This is a genomic window from Halobacillus sp. AWM4_238, assembly GCF_056158265.1.
The window spans coordinates 1524239-1543664 of sequence record NZ_JBSWSY010000002.1 but is presented as its reverse complement, the minus strand read 5'-3'; the positions used below and the strand labels follow the sequence as shown (position 1 = coordinate 1543664).

General features: G+C 44.9%; 17 protein-coding genes and 1 pseudogene. 16 read left to right on the top strand and 2 right to left on the bottom strand.

What is annotated here, in order from left to right; genetic code table 11:
* Positions 1–3 precede the first annotated feature (3 nt).
* From ACXACN_RS08010 to ACXACN_RS07985, 6 genes are all read left to right on the top strand, one after another.
* The gene (locus tag ACXACN_RS08010; RefSeq protein WP_474963641.1) at positions 4–996 is read left to right on the top strand and encodes a thiamine pyrophosphate-dependent dehydrogenase E1 component subunit alpha; all 993 of its coding nucleotides are present in this window, start codon (positions 4–6) and stop codon (positions 994–996) included.
* Positions 997–1011: 15 nt separating this feature from the next.
* Positions 1012–1995, top strand: a complete 984-nt coding sequence (locus ACXACN_RS08005) for an alpha-ketoacid dehydrogenase subunit beta (protein ID WP_160911184.1) — start codon at positions 1012–1014, stop codon at positions 1993–1995.
* A gap of 18 nt (positions 1996–2013) precedes the next feature.
* Positions 2014–3333, top strand: a complete 1320-nt coding sequence (locus tag ACXACN_RS08000; protein ID WP_474963640.1) for a dihydrolipoamide acetyltransferase family protein — start codon at positions 2014–2016, stop codon at positions 3331–3333.
* A gap of 309 nt (positions 3334–3642) precedes the next feature.
* Positions 3643–4074 carry a BrxA/BrxB family bacilliredoxin gene (locus tag ACXACN_RS07995; protein WP_089651791.1) on the top strand — a complete coding sequence of 144 codons (432 nt, stop codon included), beginning with the start codon at positions 3643–3645 and terminating at the stop codon, positions 4072–4074.
* Between the two features lie 131 nt (positions 4075–4205).
* Positions 4206–5156 (top strand): aromatic acid exporter family protein, encoded by a 951-nt coding sequence (locus ACXACN_RS07990; RefSeq protein ID WP_474963638.1) that lies wholly within the window; start codon positions 4206–4208, stop codon positions 5154–5156.
* Positions 5157–5192: 36 nt separating this feature from the next.
* Positions 5193–5711, top strand: a complete 519-nt coding sequence (locus ACXACN_RS07985; RefSeq protein WP_474963637.1) for a L,D-transpeptidase — start codon at positions 5193–5195, stop codon at positions 5709–5711.
* Positions 5712–5773: 62 nt separating this feature from the next.
* Here the strand turns inward: ACXACN_RS07985 and prli42 are convergent, their stop codons facing one another.
* On the bottom strand, positions 5774–5887 hold the full coding sequence (prli42, locus tag ACXACN_RS07980; RefSeq protein WP_474963635.1) for a stressosome-associated protein Prli42: 114 nt from the start codon (positions 5885–5887) through the stop codon (positions 5774–5776).
* 177 nt (positions 5888–6064) lie between these two features.
* Between prli42 and ACXACN_RS07975 the strand changes: the two genes are divergently transcribed.
* The 8 genes from ACXACN_RS07975 to ACXACN_RS07940 all read left to right on the top strand — a co-directional run bounded on the left by ACXACN_RS07975 (position 6065) and on the right by ACXACN_RS07940 (position 13964).
* The gene (locus ACXACN_RS07975; protein WP_474963633.1) at positions 6065–7720 is read left to right on the top strand and encodes an acyl-CoA mutase large subunit family protein; all 1656 of its coding nucleotides are present in this window, start codon (positions 6065–6067) and stop codon (positions 7718–7720) included.
* Positions 7721–7735: 15 nt separating this feature from the next.
* Positions 7736–8548, top strand: a complete 813-nt coding sequence (gene mce / locus ACXACN_RS07970) for a methylmalonyl-CoA epimerase (RefSeq protein WP_474963631.1) — start codon at positions 7736–7738, stop codon at positions 8546–8548.
* A 2-nt stretch (positions 8549–8550) separates the two neighbouring features.
* Positions 8551–10098, top strand: a complete 1548-nt coding sequence (locus ACXACN_RS07965) for an acyl-CoA carboxylase subunit beta (RefSeq protein WP_474963629.1) — start codon at positions 8551–8553, stop codon at positions 10096–10098.
* A gap of 70 nt (positions 10099–10168) precedes the next feature.
* Positions 10169–11293, top strand: a complete 1125-nt coding sequence (locus ACXACN_RS07960; protein WP_474963627.1) for a M20/M25/M40 family metallo-hydrolase — start codon at positions 10169–10171, stop codon at positions 11291–11293.
* A 731-nt stretch (positions 11294–12024) separates the two neighbouring features.
* Entirely contained in the window at positions 12025–13272 is a 1248-nt protein-coding gene (locus tag ACXACN_RS07955) for a DNA polymerase IV (RefSeq protein WP_474963626.1), read from the top strand.
* 59 nt (positions 13273–13331) lie between these two features.
* Positions 13332–13460 carry a YpzI family protein gene (locus ACXACN_RS07950; protein ID WP_474963624.1) on the top strand — a complete coding sequence of 43 codons (129 nt, stop codon included), beginning with the start codon at positions 13332–13334 and terminating at the stop codon, positions 13458–13460.
* 18 nt (positions 13461–13478) lie between these two features.
* Entirely contained in the window at positions 13479–13628 is a 150-nt protein-coding gene (locus ACXACN_RS07945; protein ID WP_474963622.1) for a small acid-soluble spore protein P, read from the top strand.
* 111 nt (positions 13629–13739) lie between these two features.
* Entirely contained in the window at positions 13740–13964 is a 225-nt protein-coding gene (locus tag ACXACN_RS07940; protein WP_146813176.1) for a DUF3892 domain-containing protein, read from the top strand.
* Between the two features lie 195 nt (positions 13965–14159).
* On the opposite strand, the gene ACXACN_RS07935 is transcribed toward ACXACN_RS07940, so the two are convergent.
* Positions 14160–15508, bottom strand: a protein-coding gene (locus tag ACXACN_RS07935; protein WP_474963621.1) for an IS3 family transposase whose coding sequence is annotated in 2 segments (ribosomal slippage) — positions 14160–15023 and positions 15026–15508 — 1347 coding nt in all. Because the reading frame shifts where the segments join, the coding sequence is not laid out codon by codon here.
* A gap of 608 nt (positions 15509–16116) precedes the next feature.
* Between ACXACN_RS07935 and ACXACN_RS07930 the strand changes: the two are divergent.
* Positions 16117–16665, top strand: a pseudogene (locus ACXACN_RS07930) (ABC transporter ATP-binding protein); the annotation flags it as partial.
* A gap of 191 nt (positions 16666–16856) precedes the next feature.
* A complete protein-coding gene (locus ACXACN_RS07925; RefSeq protein WP_474963619.1) occupies positions 16857–19094 on the top strand; it encodes an ABC transporter permease in 2238 nt (745 codons plus the stop codon).
* Positions 19095–19426: the final 332 nt, after the last annotated feature.

Sequence of the window (19426 nt, the reverse complement as noted above, 5' to 3'; positions counted from 1 at the left end):
CTCATGGCTGAAAATCGCCATAAAGCTCTAGGCTTAAGTGATGATCAAGTGTTGGACATGTTTCGCACAATGTTATTAGCAAGAAGAATTGACGAACGAATGTGGTTGTTGAACCGCGCTGGTAAAATCCCATTCGTTATTTCCTGTCAAGGACAAGAAGCGGCTCAAGTAGGAGCTTCCTATGCTCTTGATCTTGAAAAAGATTATGCTCTTCCTTATTACCGCGATATGGGAGTCGTCCTTTCCTTTGGCATGACAGCCCAAGATTTGATGCTTTCTGGTTTTGCAAAAGCAGAAGATCCAAACTCAGGTGGCCGCCAAATGCCAGGTCACTTTGGCCAAAAGAAAAACCGCATCGTGACAGGTTCATCACCAGTAACAACGCAGGTGCCACATGCTGTCGGTATCGCATTGGCAGGGAAAATGGAGAAGAAAGACTTTGTTTCTCTCGTTACATTTGGTGAAGGATCTTCCAACCAGGGTGATTTTCACGAAGGGGCGAACTTTGCAGGGGTTCACAAGCTTCCTGTTATCTTTATGGTCGAAAACAATAAATATGCCATTTCTGTTCCGGTATCGAAACAGTTGGCTTGCGAAAAAGTGTCTGACCGCGCCATCGGTTACGGCATGCCTGGCTTCACAGTGGACGGTAATGATCCTCTAGCTGTTTATGAAGCGGTGAAAGCAGCAGCCGATCGCGGACGTAATGGAGAAGGACCAACGCTAATTGAAACGGTATCCTACCGTCTCACTCCACACTCCAGTGATGATGATGATCGTACGTACCGGGAGCGAGAAGAAGTGGATGAAGCGAAGAAGAAGGATTCGATCGTCACATTCGCCCAGTACTTGCGTGATACAGGTGTACTGACGGATGAGAAGGAAAAAGAAATGAATGACGAAATCAGCGAAATCGTCAACGAAGCGACCGATTACGCCGAGAATGCGGCTTATGCGGAAGCGGAATCAGCACTGAAATATGTGTACGAAGAGTAAGGAGGGGGAGCAGTAATGGCAGTTATATCTTATATTCAAGCCGTCACTCAAGCGTTGAAAGAAGAAATGAAGCGGGATGAAAAAGTGTTCGTCCTTGGTGAAGATGTCGGAAAACGTGGAGGCGTATTCCGTGCAACTGATGGTCTTTATGATGAATTCGGTGAAGACAGAGTGCTAGACACTCCACTTGCTGAATCGGCCATCGCTGGTGTTGGAATCGGTGCAGCCATGTACGGCATGCGTCCGGTAGCTGAAATGCAGTTCGCAGACTTTATCATGCCTGCAGTCAACCAAATCATTTCAGAAGCAGCGAAAATCCGATACCGATCCAATAACGATTGGAGTGCTCCAATTACCATCCGTGCCCCTTACGGTGGCGGTGTCCACGGTGCACTTTACCATTCCCAATCCGTTGAGGCCGTTTTCGCGAACCAGCCTGGATTGAAAATTGTGATGCCATCGACTCCTTACGATGTCAAAGGTTTGTTAAAAGCGTCGATCCGTGACAATGATCCGGTCCTCTTCTTTGAACACAAACGTGCGTATCGTCTGATCAAAGGGGAAGTGCCTGATGAGGATTATACCCTTCCAATCGGTAAAGCCGATGTGAAGCGTGAAGGTTCCGATATTACCGTGATTACGTACGGCCTTTGTGTACACTTTGCCTTACAAGCCGCAGAGAAATTGGCTGAAGAAGGTATCGATGCTCATATTCTCGATCTTCGTACCGTGTATCCTCTTGATAAAGAAGGGATCATCGAAGCGGCTTCCAAAACAGGGAAAGTCCTGCTGGTAACAGAGGACAATAAAGAAGGTGGCATCATCTCAGAAGTTTCCGCTATTATAAGCGAAAATTGCCTGTTCGATCTAGATGCGCCTGTTCAAAGGCTTGCAGGTCCAGATGTACCTTCCATGCCTTACGCTCCGACGATGGAGAAGCATTTCATGATGAACCCGGATAAAGTAGAAAAAGCGATGAGAGATCTTGCTGAATTTTAATTGAAGGAGGAGATTCCTGTGGGTGTAAAAAAAATCAATATGCCTCAACTTGGTGAAAGTGTCACAGAAGGAACGATCAGTACATGGCTTGTCCAGCCTGGAGATCAGGTCAATAAATATGACCCTATTGCAGAAGTCATGACAGATAAAGTGAACGCAGAAGTCCCATCTTCTTTTTCCGGCTCGATCAAAGAGCTCGTCGCATCTGAAGGAGATACCATTGAAGTCGGTGAACTCATGTGCTACATCGAAGTTGAAGGAGCCGGCTCTGTCGAAGAGCCTTCATCAGAAGAGAAAAAACAAGCGCCTGCACAAGAGACGCCTGTAGGTGAGGAACAAGCATCTTCATCTTCAAAGAAGCCTGAGAAGAAGCAGGACAACGGCAATAAAAAGCGCTATTCTCCAGCTGTGATGACCCTGGCCCAGGACAACGATATCGATTTAAATCAAGTCGAGGGATCTGGTCGCGGCGGACGAATTACGCGTAAAGATATTGAGAAAATCATTGCAAGCGGCGATATTCCTAAAGCAGGTGAAGCACCAGCAGAGACGCCAGTTGAGCAACCTGCACAAACAGAGCAGAAGGCTTCTCCTTCGCCATCTCCATCATCTCAGACGCCGAATGTACAAGCTGGTGAAGGCGACATTGAGATTCCTGTAACAGGTGTCCGCAAAGCCATCGCTGCGAACATGGTGAAATCGAAGACAGAAATTCCTCATGCATGGATGATGGTGGAAGTCGACGTCACAAACCTCGTCGAACTTCGCAATGCAAAGAAAAACCAATTCAAACAGCAAGAGGGCTTCAGTTTGACGTATTTTGCTTTCTTTGTAAAAGCTGTCGCCCAAGCATTGAAAGAATATCCACAATTGAACAGTACGTGGGCAGGAGACAAGATCATCCAGCGCAAAGCCATCAACTTGAACATTGCTGTGGCTAAAGATGATCAATTGTTTGTTCCCGTTATCAGAGATGCTGATGAAAAGAGCATCAAAGGAATCGCTAAAGATATTACAGATCTTGCTAATAAAGCTCGCCAGGGTAAGCTCACATCGAAAGATATGGAAGGCGGTACATTTACCGTTAACAACACAGGTTCTTTCGGTTCTGTACAATCCATGGGTGTCATCAACCACCCTCAGGCCGCTATTTTGCAAGTAGAATCAATCGTGAAAAAGCCGGTCTATCAAAATGGCATGTTCGGAGCGCGTGACATGGTCAACCTATGTCTGTCTCTGGACCACCGTGTGCTTGACGGCCTCGTCGCCGGCAACTTCCTTGCTCGCGTAAAAGATATTCTAGAAAAAATGTCGGAAGAAAACACATCCGTATATTAAGATCAATCGCTGCCCTTCCATATCCGGAGGGCAGCTTTATCTTTTTATTCCACATTTTTTCTTCAATATTTAGTCTCGACCCTTTTGAGTGGATATGGTCTCTAGGAAAGGATTCTTATGGATAGGTGTCATCTTCTATACTTAGAATCTCATATGACAAGGGGGGAGACTCCTGGGGTACAGGAGCCCTTCCCAAACGCTTCTCTCATCTTTCATGCATCTCAAAACCAAGGATTAGACAATTCAATTGAAAGATGTCAGATATCTTGGTAAAATGTTCATAGCATTTCTATAAAGGGGCCATGTCAAATGGATTTTAATATTTTTATGAACGACGTTGTTTCAAAAGCTCGCGAAGAAATTACCCAAGCTGGATACACAGAACTGACGACACCTGAAGAAGTCGATCAGGCACTAAATAAAGAAGGTACAACACTTGTGATGATCAATTCTGTATGTGGATGTGCAGGCGGTATTGCTCGTCCGGCTGCTGCTCATGCGATTCACTACGATAAACGCCCGGATCAGCTTGTGACTGTTTTCGCAGGACAGGATCGTGAAGCGACCGATCGTGCCCGCGAATATTTTGAAGGATACCCTCCTTCCTCTCCATCTTTTGCACTTTTGAAAGATGGTAAAATCCAGACGATGGTCGAGCGTCATGACATTGAAGGGTTTGAACCGATGGAAGTCATCGGAAAGCTTCAGCGCAGTTTTGAAGAGTATTGCGAAGAAGTATAAGAATACAATAAGTGTAGGATCTTTGTTTTTTAAGCAAAGATCCTTTTTTCGTAAGACTCTTCTCTTACATAACTGAATGATTGATCTTCTTAGGTCAGCGTTAGATAGAAAGAACAGAGGTGAACACTGGATTGAAAATAGGATACCGGACCATCAAAACGGCATTAGGAACCCCATTTGCCATATGGATTGCTCAGCTGCTTCAGCTGGAGAATTTCGCCTCAGCAGGAATTTTGACCATTCTCTGTATCCAAATCACGAGAAAACGGTCTTTTTTAAGTGCTTGGCATCGCTTTTCCGCTTGTTTATTAGCGATGGGGTTTTCTTACGGCTTTTTTGAGCTGTTGGGATATAACCCCATTGCCATTGGATTGATGTTGTTTGCCTTTATTCCTGCGACGGTGTGGTTTAAAATCACACCTGGAATCGTAACCAGCTCCGTCATCATCCTTCATCTCTATGGTTCAGGGGATATCGGATGGGGGATTATATGGAATGAAGTGTTACTCATTACAGTGGGAATTGGAACAGCCTTGCTGCTGAATTTATATATGCCCAGTCTGGAGAAGAAGTTAAACCAGTATCGAAAGCAAGTGGAAAGCAATTTTTCCATTATTTTGAGAGAGATTGCTCAATTTTTACGTGATGGAGATAACGATTGGACAGGAAAGGAGTTAACCGAGACGGCTGAACTGCTGGAGAAAGCCAAATCTCTCTCTTATCGAGACGTAGAAAATCACTTGCTGCGCTCCCACAATCATTTTTATCACTATTTTCATATGAGGACAAAACAATTTGAACTCTTAGAACGTATGCTTCCTCTTGTAAGCCGTATATCGTCTTCTGACATCCATGGCGTTCGCATGGCTGATTTTTTCGATGATTTAGCTGATGCTGTGCACCCTGGGAATACAGCCGTGATTTATTTGAGAATGCTTAAAGAAATGAAAGAGGAGTTTCGCGAAGATCGGCTGCCTGAAACGCGGGAAGAGTTCGAAGTACGAGCCAGCCTTTTTCATCTACTAAATGAAATTGAGGACTATCTGATCATTAAACGGTCATTCAAAAAGAGTGATGTATAGGGGGAAACGGTGAGGGGAAACTCTTAGTAAAAGAGGATGATTGCGTTGTACAGCTTCTTTCTGCTTTTCAGTTTATTAAACCCTTTACTTCCTCCACACACTCCGGCTGAGCCCGTTATTATTGTAAATAAAGCAACCCATGAGGTTGTGCTCTACCAAAGCGATAACATTCTATTCGAGGCTCCTGCAGCCATAGGGAAGACGAAAGATTTGACGCCAGAGGGACAGTTCAATGTGAAAGTGAAGGCCAAAGATCCCTATTATCGTAAAAAGGATATCCCGGGCGGTGATCCTGAGAATCCGCTCGGAAGCCGGTGGATCGGTTTTGATGCGAGAGGGACAGATGGTAGGATTTATGGCATTCATGGTACGAACCGGCCTGATTCCATAGGTAAATCAGTCTCGGCGGGGTGCATCAGGTTGAAGAACAAAGATGTCGAGACTCTATTTGATATGGTTCCCGCTGAAACGGATGTCTTGATTGTAGATAGTGAAAAGAAAATGCCCGATTTATATCGTTTCTGGGAAGGAAACAAATTAGAGAAGCAGCTCTAGAAACTAAGAAAGCCGAAGAGATGGACCGTCCATCTCTTCGGCTTTTTACATGGTTTTATTTATTATAAGAAGAAACTCGCGCCAGCCAATGCACTAGATAGAAGCATAGACAAAATCATGACATAGATCACGACTTTCATACGGCGTTCGCGTTTTGAACGTTTTTTTGCAGCCAAGGTGTGTAACCTCCTTCTCAGTCAATCCTACTGACATTTTACCTAAAAAAGAGAAATTGGACAAGGGCGTGAAATCATTTACAATAAAATTGCGAATGATAGTAATTTTTAGATAGGTAAGCGCTTCATTTCTGGTATGCTAGTAGTATGAGTGGACTGATTAAGGAGGCCTTTCTAATGAACAGATCATCGAATGAACATCACCTCAAACAAAATTGGGAAAAAGATGTAGAAAAAACGACGGAACGTTTCCCGGAACGGAAAGAAGCATTTCATACAAGTTCCGATATTCCGGTCGACCGATTGTACACGCCTGAACAGATGGATGAAAACTACATAGAGGAGATCGGCTTTCCAGGCCAGTATCCTTATACAAGAGGAATTCAGCCGACGATGTACCGAAGCCGCTATTGGACGATGCGTCAATATGCGGGCTTCGGTTCGGCAGAAGAAACGAATACTAGGTTCCGTTATTTATTGAAACAAGGACAGACGGGTTTATCGGTCGCTTTCGATCTGCCGACCCAGATCGGCTATGACTCCGACGATCCGATGGCTGATGGGGAAGTCGGGAAGGTCGGAGTAGCCATTGATTCATTAAAGGACATGGAGCAGTTGTTTGATCAAATTCCCCTCGATAAAGTGAGTACATCCATGACGATCAACGCACCTGCAAGCATTCTGCTGGCCATGTACATCGCTGTTGGTGAGAAGCAGGGCGCGTCTCCTGAACAACTGACGGGCACGATTCAAAATGACATCTTAAAAGAGTATATCGCCCGAGGTACGTATATCTATCCGCCGAAACCTTCGATGAGACTGATCACAGATATATTCGGATATTGTCAGGAACATTTACCGAAATTCAATACCATCAGTATTTCTGGCTATCACATCAGAGAAGCGGGTTCTACGGCCGTGCAGGAAGTCGCTTTTACAATTGCGAACGGCATGGCCTATGTAGATGCTGCGATTGAAGCTGGACTTGAAGTCGATCAATTTGCTCCTAGGCTTGCCTTCTTCTTCAATGCTCACAACCAATTCTTTGAAGAGGCGGCAAAATTCCGGGCAGCCCGTCGTATGTGGGCAAAAATCATGAAGGAACACTATGGAGCTGAAAATCCAAAAAGCTGGAAGCTCCGTTTTCATACACAAACAGGTGGAAGTACGCTGACAGCTCAACAGCCGGATAACAACATTGTACGTGTCACACTGCAGGCGCTTGCAGCAGTCATGGGGGGGACGCAAAGTCTGCATACCAATTCCAGGGATGAAGCCCTTGCTTTGCCGACAGAAGATTCCGCACGAATTGCGTTACGCACACAGCAAATCATTGCTAATGAAAGCGGTGTGGCGGACACGATCGATCCACTGGCTGGTTCTTACTACGTTGAATCTCTTACCGACCAAATCGAGAAAGAAGCTAATGCTTATCTTGATCGCATCAAAGAATTCGGGGGAGCTGTCCAAGCCGTGGAAGAAGGCTATATGCAGCGGGAAATTCATAAAGCAGCGTACGATGCCCAAAAACGGATCGAATCAAACGAGGACATCGTCGTAGGGATGAACGAATTCAAACTGGAAGAAGAGATCCATGCAGACTTATTACGTGTTGATGAAGCACTGGAACAAGCACAAATCAAGAAAACACAGGAAGTGAGATCTTCCCGTGATCAAGCATCTGTCGACCAATGCCTGAAAGCATTAAGAGAAGCGGCAAAAGGAACCGAAAATGTCATGCCGCATATCGTGGCTGCAGTCAAAGTCTACGCAACTGTAGGGGAAATCGCTAACGTTTTACGAGAGGAATTTGGAGAATATACCGGAATGTAGGAAAGGATGATGAGGATGAAACCAATACGTGTATTGATTGCGAAACCAGGATTAGATGGACATGACCGAGGAGCTTTAATTATTGCCCAGGCACTCAGAGACCATGGAATGGAAGTCATCTACACAGGCCTGAGGCAGTCGGCTGTACAAATTGCCAGAGCAGCCATACAGGAAGATGTCGATGTAGTCGGCCTTTCCTCTCTATCCGGTGCTCACAAGTCGTTGTTTCCAAAGGTTGTCCAGGCATTGGAAGAACAAGGGGCATCTGATATTCCTGTGATTGGAGGAGGGGTCATCCCTGCAGAAGACATTCCTTTTCTCGAGGGAAAAGGAGTGAACAAGATCTTCACTAGTGGGTCCCCAACAGATGCGATTGCGATTTATATTAAGCAACTCCTTAACAAGGAAACCATGGATGCACCGAAACGAATCGCACATATTGGGGTTGCGGTGGAAAGCATTGATGCAGCCCTGCCCTTCTACCAACATAACCTTCATTTAGAGCTCGAAGCAGTGGAAGTGGTGGAATCCGAACAAGTGCGTGTAGCTTTTCTTAAAATCGGCGAAACGATGTTCGAATTGCTGGAACCTCTAAGTGAAGAGTCACCAATTCGATCGTTTTTGACGAAAAAAGGGGAAGGTGTGCACCATATTGCTTTGGAAGTGGACGATCTCAAGAATCGTTTGAAGCAATACAAAGAACAAGGCGTGCGTCTTATTCATGAAGAGCCTAAAACGGGTGCACATGACAGCCAGATCGCCTTTTTGCATCCGAAGGCAGCAAATGGTGTCCTGTTTGAATTATGTCAGCATGGTGAGGAGGAATAACGGTGGATATTTTTGATAAGATTAATGAATTGTATGATAAACGTCGTCAAGTTGAACTTGGGGGCGGGGATGAACGAATTGATAAACAGCATGATAAGGGGAAATGGACAGCAAGGGAACGCATTGAGCACCTGTTAGATGAAGGGTCCTTCATAGAACTCAACCCATTTATTGAACATCGTCATGATGCCTTTGGAATGGATGGAAAATCAGCTCCAGGCGAAGGAGTGGTGACGGGTTTTGGAAAGATTCATGGTCGTGATGTGTATCTGTTCGCTCAGGATTTCACGGTCTATGGTGGAGCACTTGGAGAAATGCATGCGAAAAAAATTGCAGCCGTCATGGACCTCGCAGCTAAAAATGGCACGCCGTTTATTGGATTGAACGATTCTGGAGGAGCTCGAATCCAGGAAGGTGTCTCTTCTTTGGATGGGTATGGACAAGTCTTTTACCGCAACTCCATTTATTCTGGGGTTATTCCACAAATATCGGTCATTATGGGGCCGTGTGCCGGAGGGGCTGTCTATTCTCCAGCCATCACTGATTTTGTCATTATGGTAGAAAAAACATCGCAAATGTTTATTACTGGTCCGAAAGTCATTGAAACAGTGACAGGGGAGCAAATATCTGCTGAGGACCTCGGAGGCGCTGGCGTTCATAATTCCTTGAGCGGAAATGCTCATCTGAAAACCCCTGATGAGGCTTCGGCCTTGGATTCAGTTCGGGATCTCGTCAGTTACCTTCCTCAGAATAATAAAGAACGAACTCCTGAAGTTGAAGTGGATGTTGAGGATAACTTTAGACCTGACATCACGGATAAAATTCCTTTCGATCCGATTCGTCCTTACGATGTACGGATCGTCATTGATGAAGTTGTCGACGAGGATTCCTTCTTTGAAATTCATAAGGACTTTGCAAAGAATATCGTTGTCGGGTTTGCCCGCCTGCAAGGAAAGACTGTAGGGCTTGTTTGCAATCAACCGAAGTACATGGCTGGTGGCCTCGATATCGACTCTAGTGATAAGGCGGCCCGTTTCATACGTACATGTGACTCGTTCAACATTCCACTGATTACATTTGAAGATGTGACCGGCTTCTTTCCGGGCATCAAACAGGAACATGGGGGGATTATCCGCCACGGAGCAAAAATTTTATACGCATACTCAGAGGCCACTGTCCCTAAATTAACGGTCATTACGAGAAAAGCTTATGGTGGCGCTTATGTTGCCTTGAACAGTAAGTCAATCGGTGCAGACCTCGTCTACGCCTGGCCAAACGCAGAGATTGCGGTTATGGGTCCTGAAGGGGCGGCGAATATCATTTTTGCAAAAGAAATCAAAGAAAGCGAAACACCGGAAGAAACGCGTCAAAGCAAAATCAATGAATACAGAGAACGATTCGCGAATCCATATGTAGCAGCAGGGCTCGGAATGATCGATGATGTCATTGATCCACGAGAAACACGGTCGACACTCATTAAAGCGCTGGATATGCTCAAGAATAAACAGGAAGAACGACCATATAAAAAGCACGGCAACATTCCTCTATAATTGACACAGACCTTTCGTTCCGCTAACGTACTAAGAGGAATGTGTTTACATATGAAGGAGGAAGACATAGATGGTAGCCATAAATAAAGAACGCTTGCTGCAAGAGTTTCTAGAGTTGGTGCAAATTGACTCAGAAACAACCCAGGAAGCTGAAATCGCCAAAGTATTGAAAAAGAAATTCCAGGACCTAGGTTTGGAAGTGTTGGAAGATGATGCTGCTTCCGTTACAGGTCATGGTGCAAATAACCTCATTTGTAATTTGGAAGGTTCAAAGAAGGACGCAGAACCGATTTATTTCACTTCACACATGGACACGGTAGTACCAGGGAATGGTGTCAACCCGTCTGTTGAAGATGGTTACATTGTGACAGATGGTACAACCATCCTTGGAGCGGATGACAAAGCTGGTGTCGCTGCAATCCTTGAAGCGATCCGTTCCCTTCAAGAGCAAAACGTCGAGCATGGAGACCTGCAGTTCGTCATCACCGTTGGAGAAGAAAGCGGTCTTGTTGGCGCGAAAGCTCTCGATGCTTCCATGCTTAAAGCGAAATATGGGTATGCACTCGATAGTGATGGCCAGGTAGGAAACATTATCGTAGCGGCTCCTACCCAGGCAAAGATCAATGCCATCGTTAAAGGGAAAACTGCTCACGCAGGAGTGGCACCTGAAAAAGGAATCTCAGCGATTACACTCGCTTCCCGCGCGATCGCTAAAATGCCTCTTGGACGGATTGATGACGAAACAACAGCGAACATCGGACGTTTTGAAGGTGGGCAAAAAACGAATATCGTTTGTGACCACGTAGAGGTATTAGCTGAAGCCCGTTCGTTAAACCCTGAAAAAATGGAAGCGCAAGTAGAGAAAATGAAGCGAGCGTTTCAAGAAACAGCAGAAGAAATGGGTGGCGAAGTCGAACTGGATGTAGAAATCATGTACCCTGGTTTCAAACAACAGGCCGGCGACCAAGTCGTTGAAGTGGCCCGTTCTGCAGCGAAACGCATCGGCCGTGAAAGTGAACTCCTTACAAGTGGCGGTGGAAGTGATGCCAACGTTATCGCAGGCCACGGTGTCCCTACAGTCAACTTAAGTGTAGGGTACGAAGAAATCCATACAACTAACGAACGCATGCCTGTGAGCGAGCTTGAAAAAATTACAGAGTTCGTAACAGCAATCGTTGAAGAAGTCGCACAATAATAAGCAAAGACTCCCTGAAATCTCAGGGAGTCTTTTTTATGGTCTATTCGATTATCTATACATAAGCTCCCTTTTCTTGAAGACTCAGTTTCAAGACTTTTGTTGAGTGAGTGGGGGCTGCGGGGAATAGCTCGCTTTCCACGGGAGCGCGGTGAGCCTCCTCGGACTGCGTCCTGTGGGGTCTCACCAAGCACTTTTTTCCCGCAGGAGTCTCGCCATTCCCCTCCGCCCCTTTCCCTGATAAGTATCTCGAAACCACTACCAGAATAAGCAGTTTTCCTGCGTCATAGGATTTGGTTGATTTAACTTAATGATAAGAGCTAATTGTAGTCCAAGGTTTGCTAAATAGCGCTTTTCAGATAGGAAGAAGTGGTTTTGGAAGACCCTCCATGCGTGTGAGTGGGTTCGTTTCTCTAAAGCATTAAATGGGGTGGTGGGGAAGCTGCGAGACTCCCGCGGGAATGGATTGGCTGGCGAGACCCCGCAGAGCTTTAGCTGGCTTGCCTCAATCACCAAAGGAAAGCTAGTAGCTTCCCAACCACCCCTGACGCTCAATTCAACAACGAACCCCGAAACATCTCGAGACTGAGTCTTCCACAATCCTGCCAACTAGTTAAATAATGATTATGAGTTTTATGGATTAGACAAACAATAATTGAGGCGTTGTTGGACAATATCGAAGCTTCGCATGGTATAATAGAGAACAAATGTTCCAATGGAGGAAGAACGTTATGCAGTCCAAATGGTATCCAAAAAAAGGACGCGTCATATTTCATGTCGATATGAACAGCTTTTATGCTTCTGTGGAAGCGGCTTTCGATCCTTCTCTAAAAGGCAAGCCGCTTGCGATCGCAGGAAACCCTGAAGAAAGGCGTGGAATCATCGTTACAAGTAGCTATGAAGCGCGCAAATATGGAGTTAAAACCACGATGCCTTTAGGGGAAGCGCGAAGGTTGTGCCCTGAATTGATCGTCATGGGACCTACGTTTGACAGGTACCGAACAGCTTCCAAAGAAATGTTCAAAATTTTAGCTGAGGTGACTCCACTTGTGCAACCAGTTTCCATTGACGAAGGATATATGGATATTACCGACTGTGCAGACCAGGGCTCGCCTCCGGAAATAGCTGAGCGGATCCAAAAGCGGATAATGGACGAACTTGATCTTCCATGCAGTATTGGAATAGCTCCTAATAAATTTCTGGCGAAAATGGGTTCCGATATGAAAAAGCCGATGGGGATTACAATAGTACGGAAAAGAGATCTTGAAACAAAATTATGGCCTTTACCGATTGAAGAAATGTACGGAGTGGGTTCGAAGACAGCAGAAAAACTAAGGAAAATCGGTATAGAAACCATTGGTGGATTAGCTGAACACCCCGTCCTTGAGTTGAAAGGTGTCCTTGGAATCAACGGGGAGCGTTTAAAAAACAGGGCGAATGGAATCGATGATCGGCCTGTCGATCCTGATGCTGTCCATGAATTTAAAAGCATTGGAACATCAACAACGCTTCCCCACGACACTACGGACGACACAGAAATCCAAACCGTGGTCCGAAGACTTTCTAATAAAGTGGAAGCCCGGATGAAGAATAAAAAGGTCCTTGCAAGGAATGTTCAACTGACGATTCGTTATCATGATCGGAAAACCGTTACAAGAAGCCGTCAGTTACAAGAATTTATTCATTCGTCAGAAGACCTTTTTCATGTGGCGATGCAGTTATTCGACGATCACTGGAATCAGCAGCCTGTTCGTTTGCTCGGCGTCACGGCAAGTGATCTAGCCGAGAAATCAGAAGTCAGTCAACAACTTGATCTTTTCAGCTTTGAACAATTTGCAAGTAAGGAAAAGTTGTATAAAACCATTGATGATTTAACGGAAAAATACGGGGAAAATCCGTTTCGTGATCTGAGTAATCCGTCAAATCCTCAGGTGAATACGAGCTTTCAAAAGGATTTTCTCGACGATTATAAAAAATGATTCCCAGGCATAGCCTCCTGTCTCTTTTCCATACTAAAAGAGAAGGGAGGCGTTTGAAGATGGGTAGAGATCGACAGGAGAAAAAATTAAAAAATTCCGGCAAAGTAGAGTCGGATCGCGATCAGCGCCTAAGTTATCCAGGTGCGACCGCGATGGAGGGACCAGAAGCAGCTCGTAAACGCAGATAATCAAGGAGGCGGATTTTTATGGGTAGACGCATGGGACCAAAACAGCAGGAACAACCGAACTTACCCTTGGGGCCGAAACAAGCTTATGGTGAACCAGCTCAAGGATCACATAAAGTGAAAAACGCGCAGCATTCCCGTCAAAAGCAAAAATCTTCCCACGATATGTAATGGAAAAAGGCAGCCATGTGGCTGTCTTTTTCTTTCCCAATAATACCCACAGATGATCATTCATAGGATTCGGGCATTTGGACAAAATAGTTCTTGAGGAGGTTGAGAATGATGCCAGAACAAATTGTCGCCGTTAGAAAAAACGGGCAAGGGAGCATTGTTGAAATGCAGCTGTCGTCAGGCCAAGTGGTCGATTATAAGCGGGCACATGAAATGGCGCGCAGTGGTGAACTGGAACACGTGAACCTCATTCGAGGCAAAGATGGAGAAGACCATCTGCGCAGTGAACCAGATGGCATTCAATCCAACAACTTGGACAACCTTCCATCTTTCTAATAGAGAACCCAGGCAAAGCCTCGCGCTTGCCTGGGTTTTCTTTTATTTTACTAAAGTTCCCTTTTCTTGAAGACTCAGTTTCGAGACTTTTGTTGAGTGGATGGGGCTGCGGGGAATGACTCGCTTTCCGCGGGAGCGCGATGAGCCTCCTCGGACTGCGTCTGAACTGACCCCCTATTTCTGGACACTATGTAATTAAACAGCTTTCGCAAATTTTTCACGGTATTGAACTGGACTCATACGAAGTTTTGACTTAATCCTTTCGTGGTTGTATTCATCCATGAACACAGTCAGTTCTTTCTTAAAGTGATCAATACTCTCAAAGTCTTTATAATACAGGAGCTCTGATTTCATGATTCCAAAAAAGTTTTCAATTACCGCATTGTCGTGACAGTTGCCCTTCCGGGACATACTCTGCGTAACCCCAGTTTCCTTGAGTCGTTGACGGTATTGGGGCATTTGGTAATGCCAACCCTGATCGGAATGCATCAATAGGTTGTGATCCTCATCCAAGTGTTTGAGGCCCTTTTCTAACATTTCTTCGACAAGGGCATAGGTCGGACGGGTGCCAAGCGTATAAGAGATGATTTCACCATTAAAAAGATCAAGAATAGGAGAAAGGTATAGTTTCTCACCAAAGAGCTTGAATTCCGTAATGTCTGTGACCCATTTATGATTTGGTTTTTCAGCCTTGAATTCCCGGTTCAACAAGTTTTCAGCGACCTTACCGATTTTTCCTTTGTAGGATTTGTATTTTTTCATTCTTACTTGACTTTGAAGACCTAACTCTTTCATAAGGCGATATACCTTCTTGTGATTGACGAGAATGCCTTTATTTTGAAGTTCATTTTGAATACGGCGGTAGCCATATTTCTTGTCCTTTTTATAATAAAGCTTTGTGATTTTATCTTTTAAGTTCTGGTCGGGGTCTGGTTCGTGCATTCGCTTGATCTGGTTATAGTACGTGCTGCGGGAGATTCCGGCCACTTCCACTAGTTTTTTCACAGGGAAGGTATGCCTTAGTTCGAAGACCGCTTGGACTTTTTGCCTTTCGATTGACGGTTGTCTTCTTCTTCGACCAAGGCTCTCAACTTTTTTAAATAGGCGTTCTCCATTCGTAGGTACTCCAGTTCTTCCTCCATGGAATTGAATTTGGAAGGTTTTTCGTTTTTATTATTCTTACGGTGTGGCATAGGTTGATTCCCCTTTCGTTTAGACTCAAGGGCTTCCATACCACCATTTTCCCACTTGCGTTTCCACCTTCGGACCATGGAAAAGTCGGGAATGTGAAAGAGGGCAGAGACCTCACGAATGGAATACCCTTTCTCCTCGATAAACTGAATTACCCTCAGTTTAAAGGCCGAGGAATAGTTTGTATAGGGAAAGACAAACGCTTGGTCTCCATGGTATTCCACTAGTTTAACCCAATACCTTAAGGCAGAGGCGTCCACGTTGAGTTGGTTCGCAAGTTGATCATAGCTAATCGAATTTTTTAAGTATTGACGCACAGCCTGATGTTTTTCATCATTCGTAAATCTTTTCAAAATAAGTACCCCCTTCAGGTTGGATAAGTGTCCAACTATTGGGGGGCACTTCAGTCCTGCGGGGTCTCACCCTGCACTTTTTTCCCGCAGGAGTCTCCTCATTCCCCTCCGCCCCTTTGCCATATAAATATCTCGAAACCATTCCAGATTTAGGCGCTTTATACGTATTAGGAGCAATAACACAAAACCTCCATCGTATGGATAGAGATCATAACCGCTTGTTATTGAGCGCTTTTTTACAATAGGTAATGATGGTGGAAGATGCTTCTTCCTGGTATAGGGGGGCGTTTCTCACAAAATCGAATGGGGTGGTTGGGAAGCAGCGAGACTCCCGTGGGAGAAAGGAGATCGGCGAGATCCCTTAGTGCGGCAGACCGCCCGAGGAAGCTCGCCACTCCCCCACAGGAAAGCGAGTTGCTTCCCAGCCACCCCTGACGCTCAACCAGGCAACGAACCCCGGAAAGTCTCGAAACTGAGTCTTCCACAATCCTGCCATTATCTGCAATAAAAAATGCAAGTGGGATGATAAATAATGAAATATATACATATAAATATTTCAAAAAGTTATTGACTTCTTTTTTTATTGAGGTACACTGAAAATGAAATAAATGATGTCTTTTATTACAAAACTTTTAATTGGAGATGATGAGATGGCAATCTTCGCAAATCAAGTCAATAAAACGTATCAGAGCGGAGAGGTGACCGTTCAGGCGCTACGCCAGGCGTCATTAGAAGTACCGGATAAAAAAATCGTAACGATTCTTGGGCCTTCAGGATCGGGAAAGTCAACCTTGCTTAATGTCATTGGTGGCATTGACCGATACGATTCTGGGTCCATTAAAGTCGGAGAGACGGTTCTTGATCAGTTGAAGGATCGACAGCTTACGGATTACCGCCGAAAATTCGTAGGATTCATTTTCCAGCAGTATAATTTAATCCCGACATTGACCGTTGAAGAAAATGTGGAAGTGGGGCGGGAATTAAGTCAGCAGCCACTCGACATGAAAGATACGCTTGAGAAGGTAGGAATGTGGGATAAGAAAGATAAATTTCCTTATCAGTTAAGCGGAGGGGAACAACAGCGTGTCGCCATCGCGAGAGCATTGATTAAGAACCCTCAACTTTTGCTTTGTGATGAACCGACAGGAGCCCTTGATGAGGAAACAGGAAAAAACATACTGAAGTTGTTGAAGTTCGTAAATGAACAGTATGGGACGACGGTTTTCATTATTACTCACAATCAGGGAATCGGTGAGATGGCTCATTCTGTTATTCGTATGAAAAGCGGTGAAATCATCGATTCTTATGAAAACGAAAAACCTGTCGACCCTGAGAAGGTGACATGGTCATGATTTTAAAAAAATCTGTGTACCGGACTTTAAAAGAAAAGAAATTCCAATATGCCGGGGTGGCCGTTCTACTTTTACTTGCTGTTATGCTTTATGTTTCCTTATCCATGGCTATAACGACACTGGAATCGAGAAACGAAACCTTCACGGAAGATTACAAACAGGAAAGCTTCCATTTTGTAGCGGGGGAGGATGTGACAGATGAACAGCTTTCCTTATGGGAAGAAGAATACAATCTGAGCCTGGAAAAGCGTGAATATGCTGATTTTGAAGTGGATGATTCCACATTACGCGTGTTCACAACGACTGAATCCGTCAATATCCCATACATTGCTGAGGGGACAGCGCCGTCGAATGATCAAGAACTCGCCATCTCCAAAGTGTATGCGGAGAAACATCGCTATCAGCTGGGGGATACCATTACCCTAGATGGACTTGATTATGAAATTACCGGTTTCGTCTATTTGCCTGATTATATTTATATGGTTGAACAAATGACAGATTTGTTAGCGGATGCTGAAAAGTTTGGAGTCGCAGTCATTTCCGCTACAAGTTTTTCTGGAGTGAATGGTCAGCCTGAAATACTAGGATGGACAGACGATGGTAATGTTCCTGATGGGTTCAGGGAAGAGGTGAGGTCTGAAGTGTCCCTTCTGCAATTTGTCCAATCAGACGATAACCCTCGCATCGGGTTTGTAGAAACAGAAATTGAGGGCGCTAAAAGCATGACCACTACATTACCGTTGTTCATTCTAGCCCTCTCGATAGCTATGGTGCTGATGCTCATGAAACGGCGTATGGAAATGCAGAGAAAAGAAATCGGGACGCTTATGGCACTCGGATACCGGAAGAAAGAATTGATTCACCATTATCTAGGGTATGCCTGGATCATTGGGCTAGGAGGGACAGTGGGTGGTTTAGCTGCTGGTGCTGGACTATCCGTCCCACTTTCGAATTTGTATGCGAACTACTTTAACTTACCAGCTCTCTCTATGTTTGACTGGGATCCTCTCGTACTTGTGATAGGGTTTGTCATTCCATTATTGCTCTTGATCCTACTTACGACCTTCGTGATCAGTCGGACATTGCGAACAGAACCATTGACGCTTCTTAGGCCTAAAGAAATGTCCAACGGGAAAAAATCTTGGCTTGAAAAACTTCCCCTTTTGCAGCGAGGAGGTTTTATTCGGAGGTTCCGATTAAGGTTACTGGTAAGAAACAAAGTGAGAAGCTTTTATATTTTTATTGGGGTCATGTTCTCAACTGTTTTATTATTGTTTGGATTGATTACATTCAACAGCATGGACCAGCTTGTAGAAACGACATACAAGGATATATTGAAATACGACTATGCCGTTCATTACCAATCATTAATGATCGAAGAAACAGATGAAGATCAAAGTCCTTTTACTATGAACGAACTCGGGGTCGTAGAAGAAGATGTGAAAATTACAGCCTACGGCATGGAAAAAGATAATGAATATATTCAATTAAGTGCTGAAGGTGAGCGCTTACGCTCCGATTTATCGGAAGGAGTGGTGATCAGTGCCCCTCTAGCCGCTGTCCTTGGTGTAGGGGAAGGGGATGAAATCAACCTCGAAAACTCATTGAATTCAGATACAATGAAGGTAGAGGTCGCTGACGTTGCCGACCTTTACATTGGGAATAACCTTTATCTTTCCCGTGCAGATTTGAATGATTTTCTTGGTTTTCCTGATGAGGCTTACACCGGAACGTGGCAAAGCCAGTCCCCAAGCAATAGCGAAGATGTCTATATGGTAGAAGATAAGCAGAAGGCTATAGACAGTTTTGAATCGACGACAGGAGCTACGAGAGCGTCTGTAGCCGGTATGGCCGTATTTGCTGTGTTGATTGGAGTGATTGTCCTCACTTTGCTCACCAATTTGATTGTTGAAGAAAATTCACCGTCGATCTCATTGTTTAAAGTGATGGGCTATAATAACAAAGAAGTTTCAAAGCTTGTTTTAAGTGTGTACACTCCCATCGTGTTGATTGCCTACTTTATCTCCATCCCACTAGCGAGCTTGAGTCTAGAGCAGACGATGAACTCACTTGTCCAGGAGACAGGATTTCTTATCCCAACAGATGTAGCGTGGTGGATGGTTCTGGTCGGGTTCTTTGTCATCCTGTTCACTTATTGGCTCTCTCTCGGTTTATCTAAGCGTAAGTTGAAGAGTATATCATTGGAGGAAGCATTGAAAAAACAACAGGACTAGAGAAAAAGGACAGCGGCCTGGCCGCTGTCCTTTTTCGCGCTCAAGAAAGGATGTACGCGCTCAAGAAAGGATGTACGCGCTCAAGAAAGGATGTACGCGCTCAAGAAAGGATGTACGCGCTCAAGAAAGGATGTACGCGCTCAAGAAAGGATGTACGCGCTCAAGAAAGGATGTACGCGCTCAAGAAAGGATGTACGCGCTCAAGAAAGGATGTACGCGCTCAAGAAAGGATGTACGCGCTCAAGAAAGGATGTACGCGCTCAAGAAAGGATGTACGCGCTCAAGAAAGGATGTACGCGCGCAAGAAAGCCGAGACACAATAAAAGCGAGCA

Bases quoted from the DNA above. Each gene is read 5' to 3' on its own strand.
- ACXACN_RS08010 (WP_474963641.1), top strand. From the start codon at position 4: ATGGCTGAAAATCGCCATAAAGCTCTAGGCTTAAGTGATGATCAAGTG.
- ACXACN_RS08005 (WP_160911184.1), top strand. From the start codon at position 1,012: ATGGCAGTTATATCTTATATTCAAGCCGTCACTCAAGCGTTGAAAGAA.
- ACXACN_RS07995 (WP_089651791.1), top strand. From the start codon at position 3,643: ATGGATTTTAATATTTTTATGAACGACGTTGTTTCAAAAGCTCGCGAA.
- ACXACN_RS07985 (WP_474963637.1), top strand. From the start codon at position 5,193: ATGATTGCGTTGTACAGCTTCTTTCTGCTTTTCAGTTTATTAAACCCT.
- ACXACN_RS07975 (WP_474963633.1), top strand. From the start codon at position 6,065: ATGAACAGATCATCGAATGAACATCACCTCAAACAAAATTGGGAAAAA.
- mce (WP_474963631.1), top strand. From the start codon at position 7,736: ATGAAACCAATACGTGTATTGATTGCGAAACCAGGATTAGATGGACAT.
- ACXACN_RS07960 (WP_474963627.1), top strand. From the start codon at position 10,169: ATGGTAGCCATAAATAAAGAACGCTTGCTGCAAGAGTTTCTAGAGTTG.
- ACXACN_RS07955 (WP_474963626.1), top strand. From the start codon at position 12,025: ATGCAGTCCAAATGGTATCCAAAAAAAGGACGCGTCATATTTCATGTC.
- ACXACN_RS07950 (WP_474963624.1), top strand. From the start codon at position 13,332: ATGGGTAGAGATCGACAGGAGAAAAAATTAAAAAATTCCGGCAAAGTA.
- ACXACN_RS07945 (WP_474963622.1), top strand. From the start codon at position 13,479: ATGGGTAGACGCATGGGACCAAAACAGCAGGAACAACCGAACTTACCC.
- ACXACN_RS07940 (WP_146813176.1), top strand. From the start codon at position 13,740: ATGCCAGAACAAATTGTCGCCGTTAGAAAAAACGGGCAAGGGAGCATT.
- ACXACN_RS07925 (WP_474963619.1), top strand. From the start codon at position 16,857: ATGATTTTAAAAAAATCTGTGTACCGGACTTTAAAAGAAAAGAAATTC.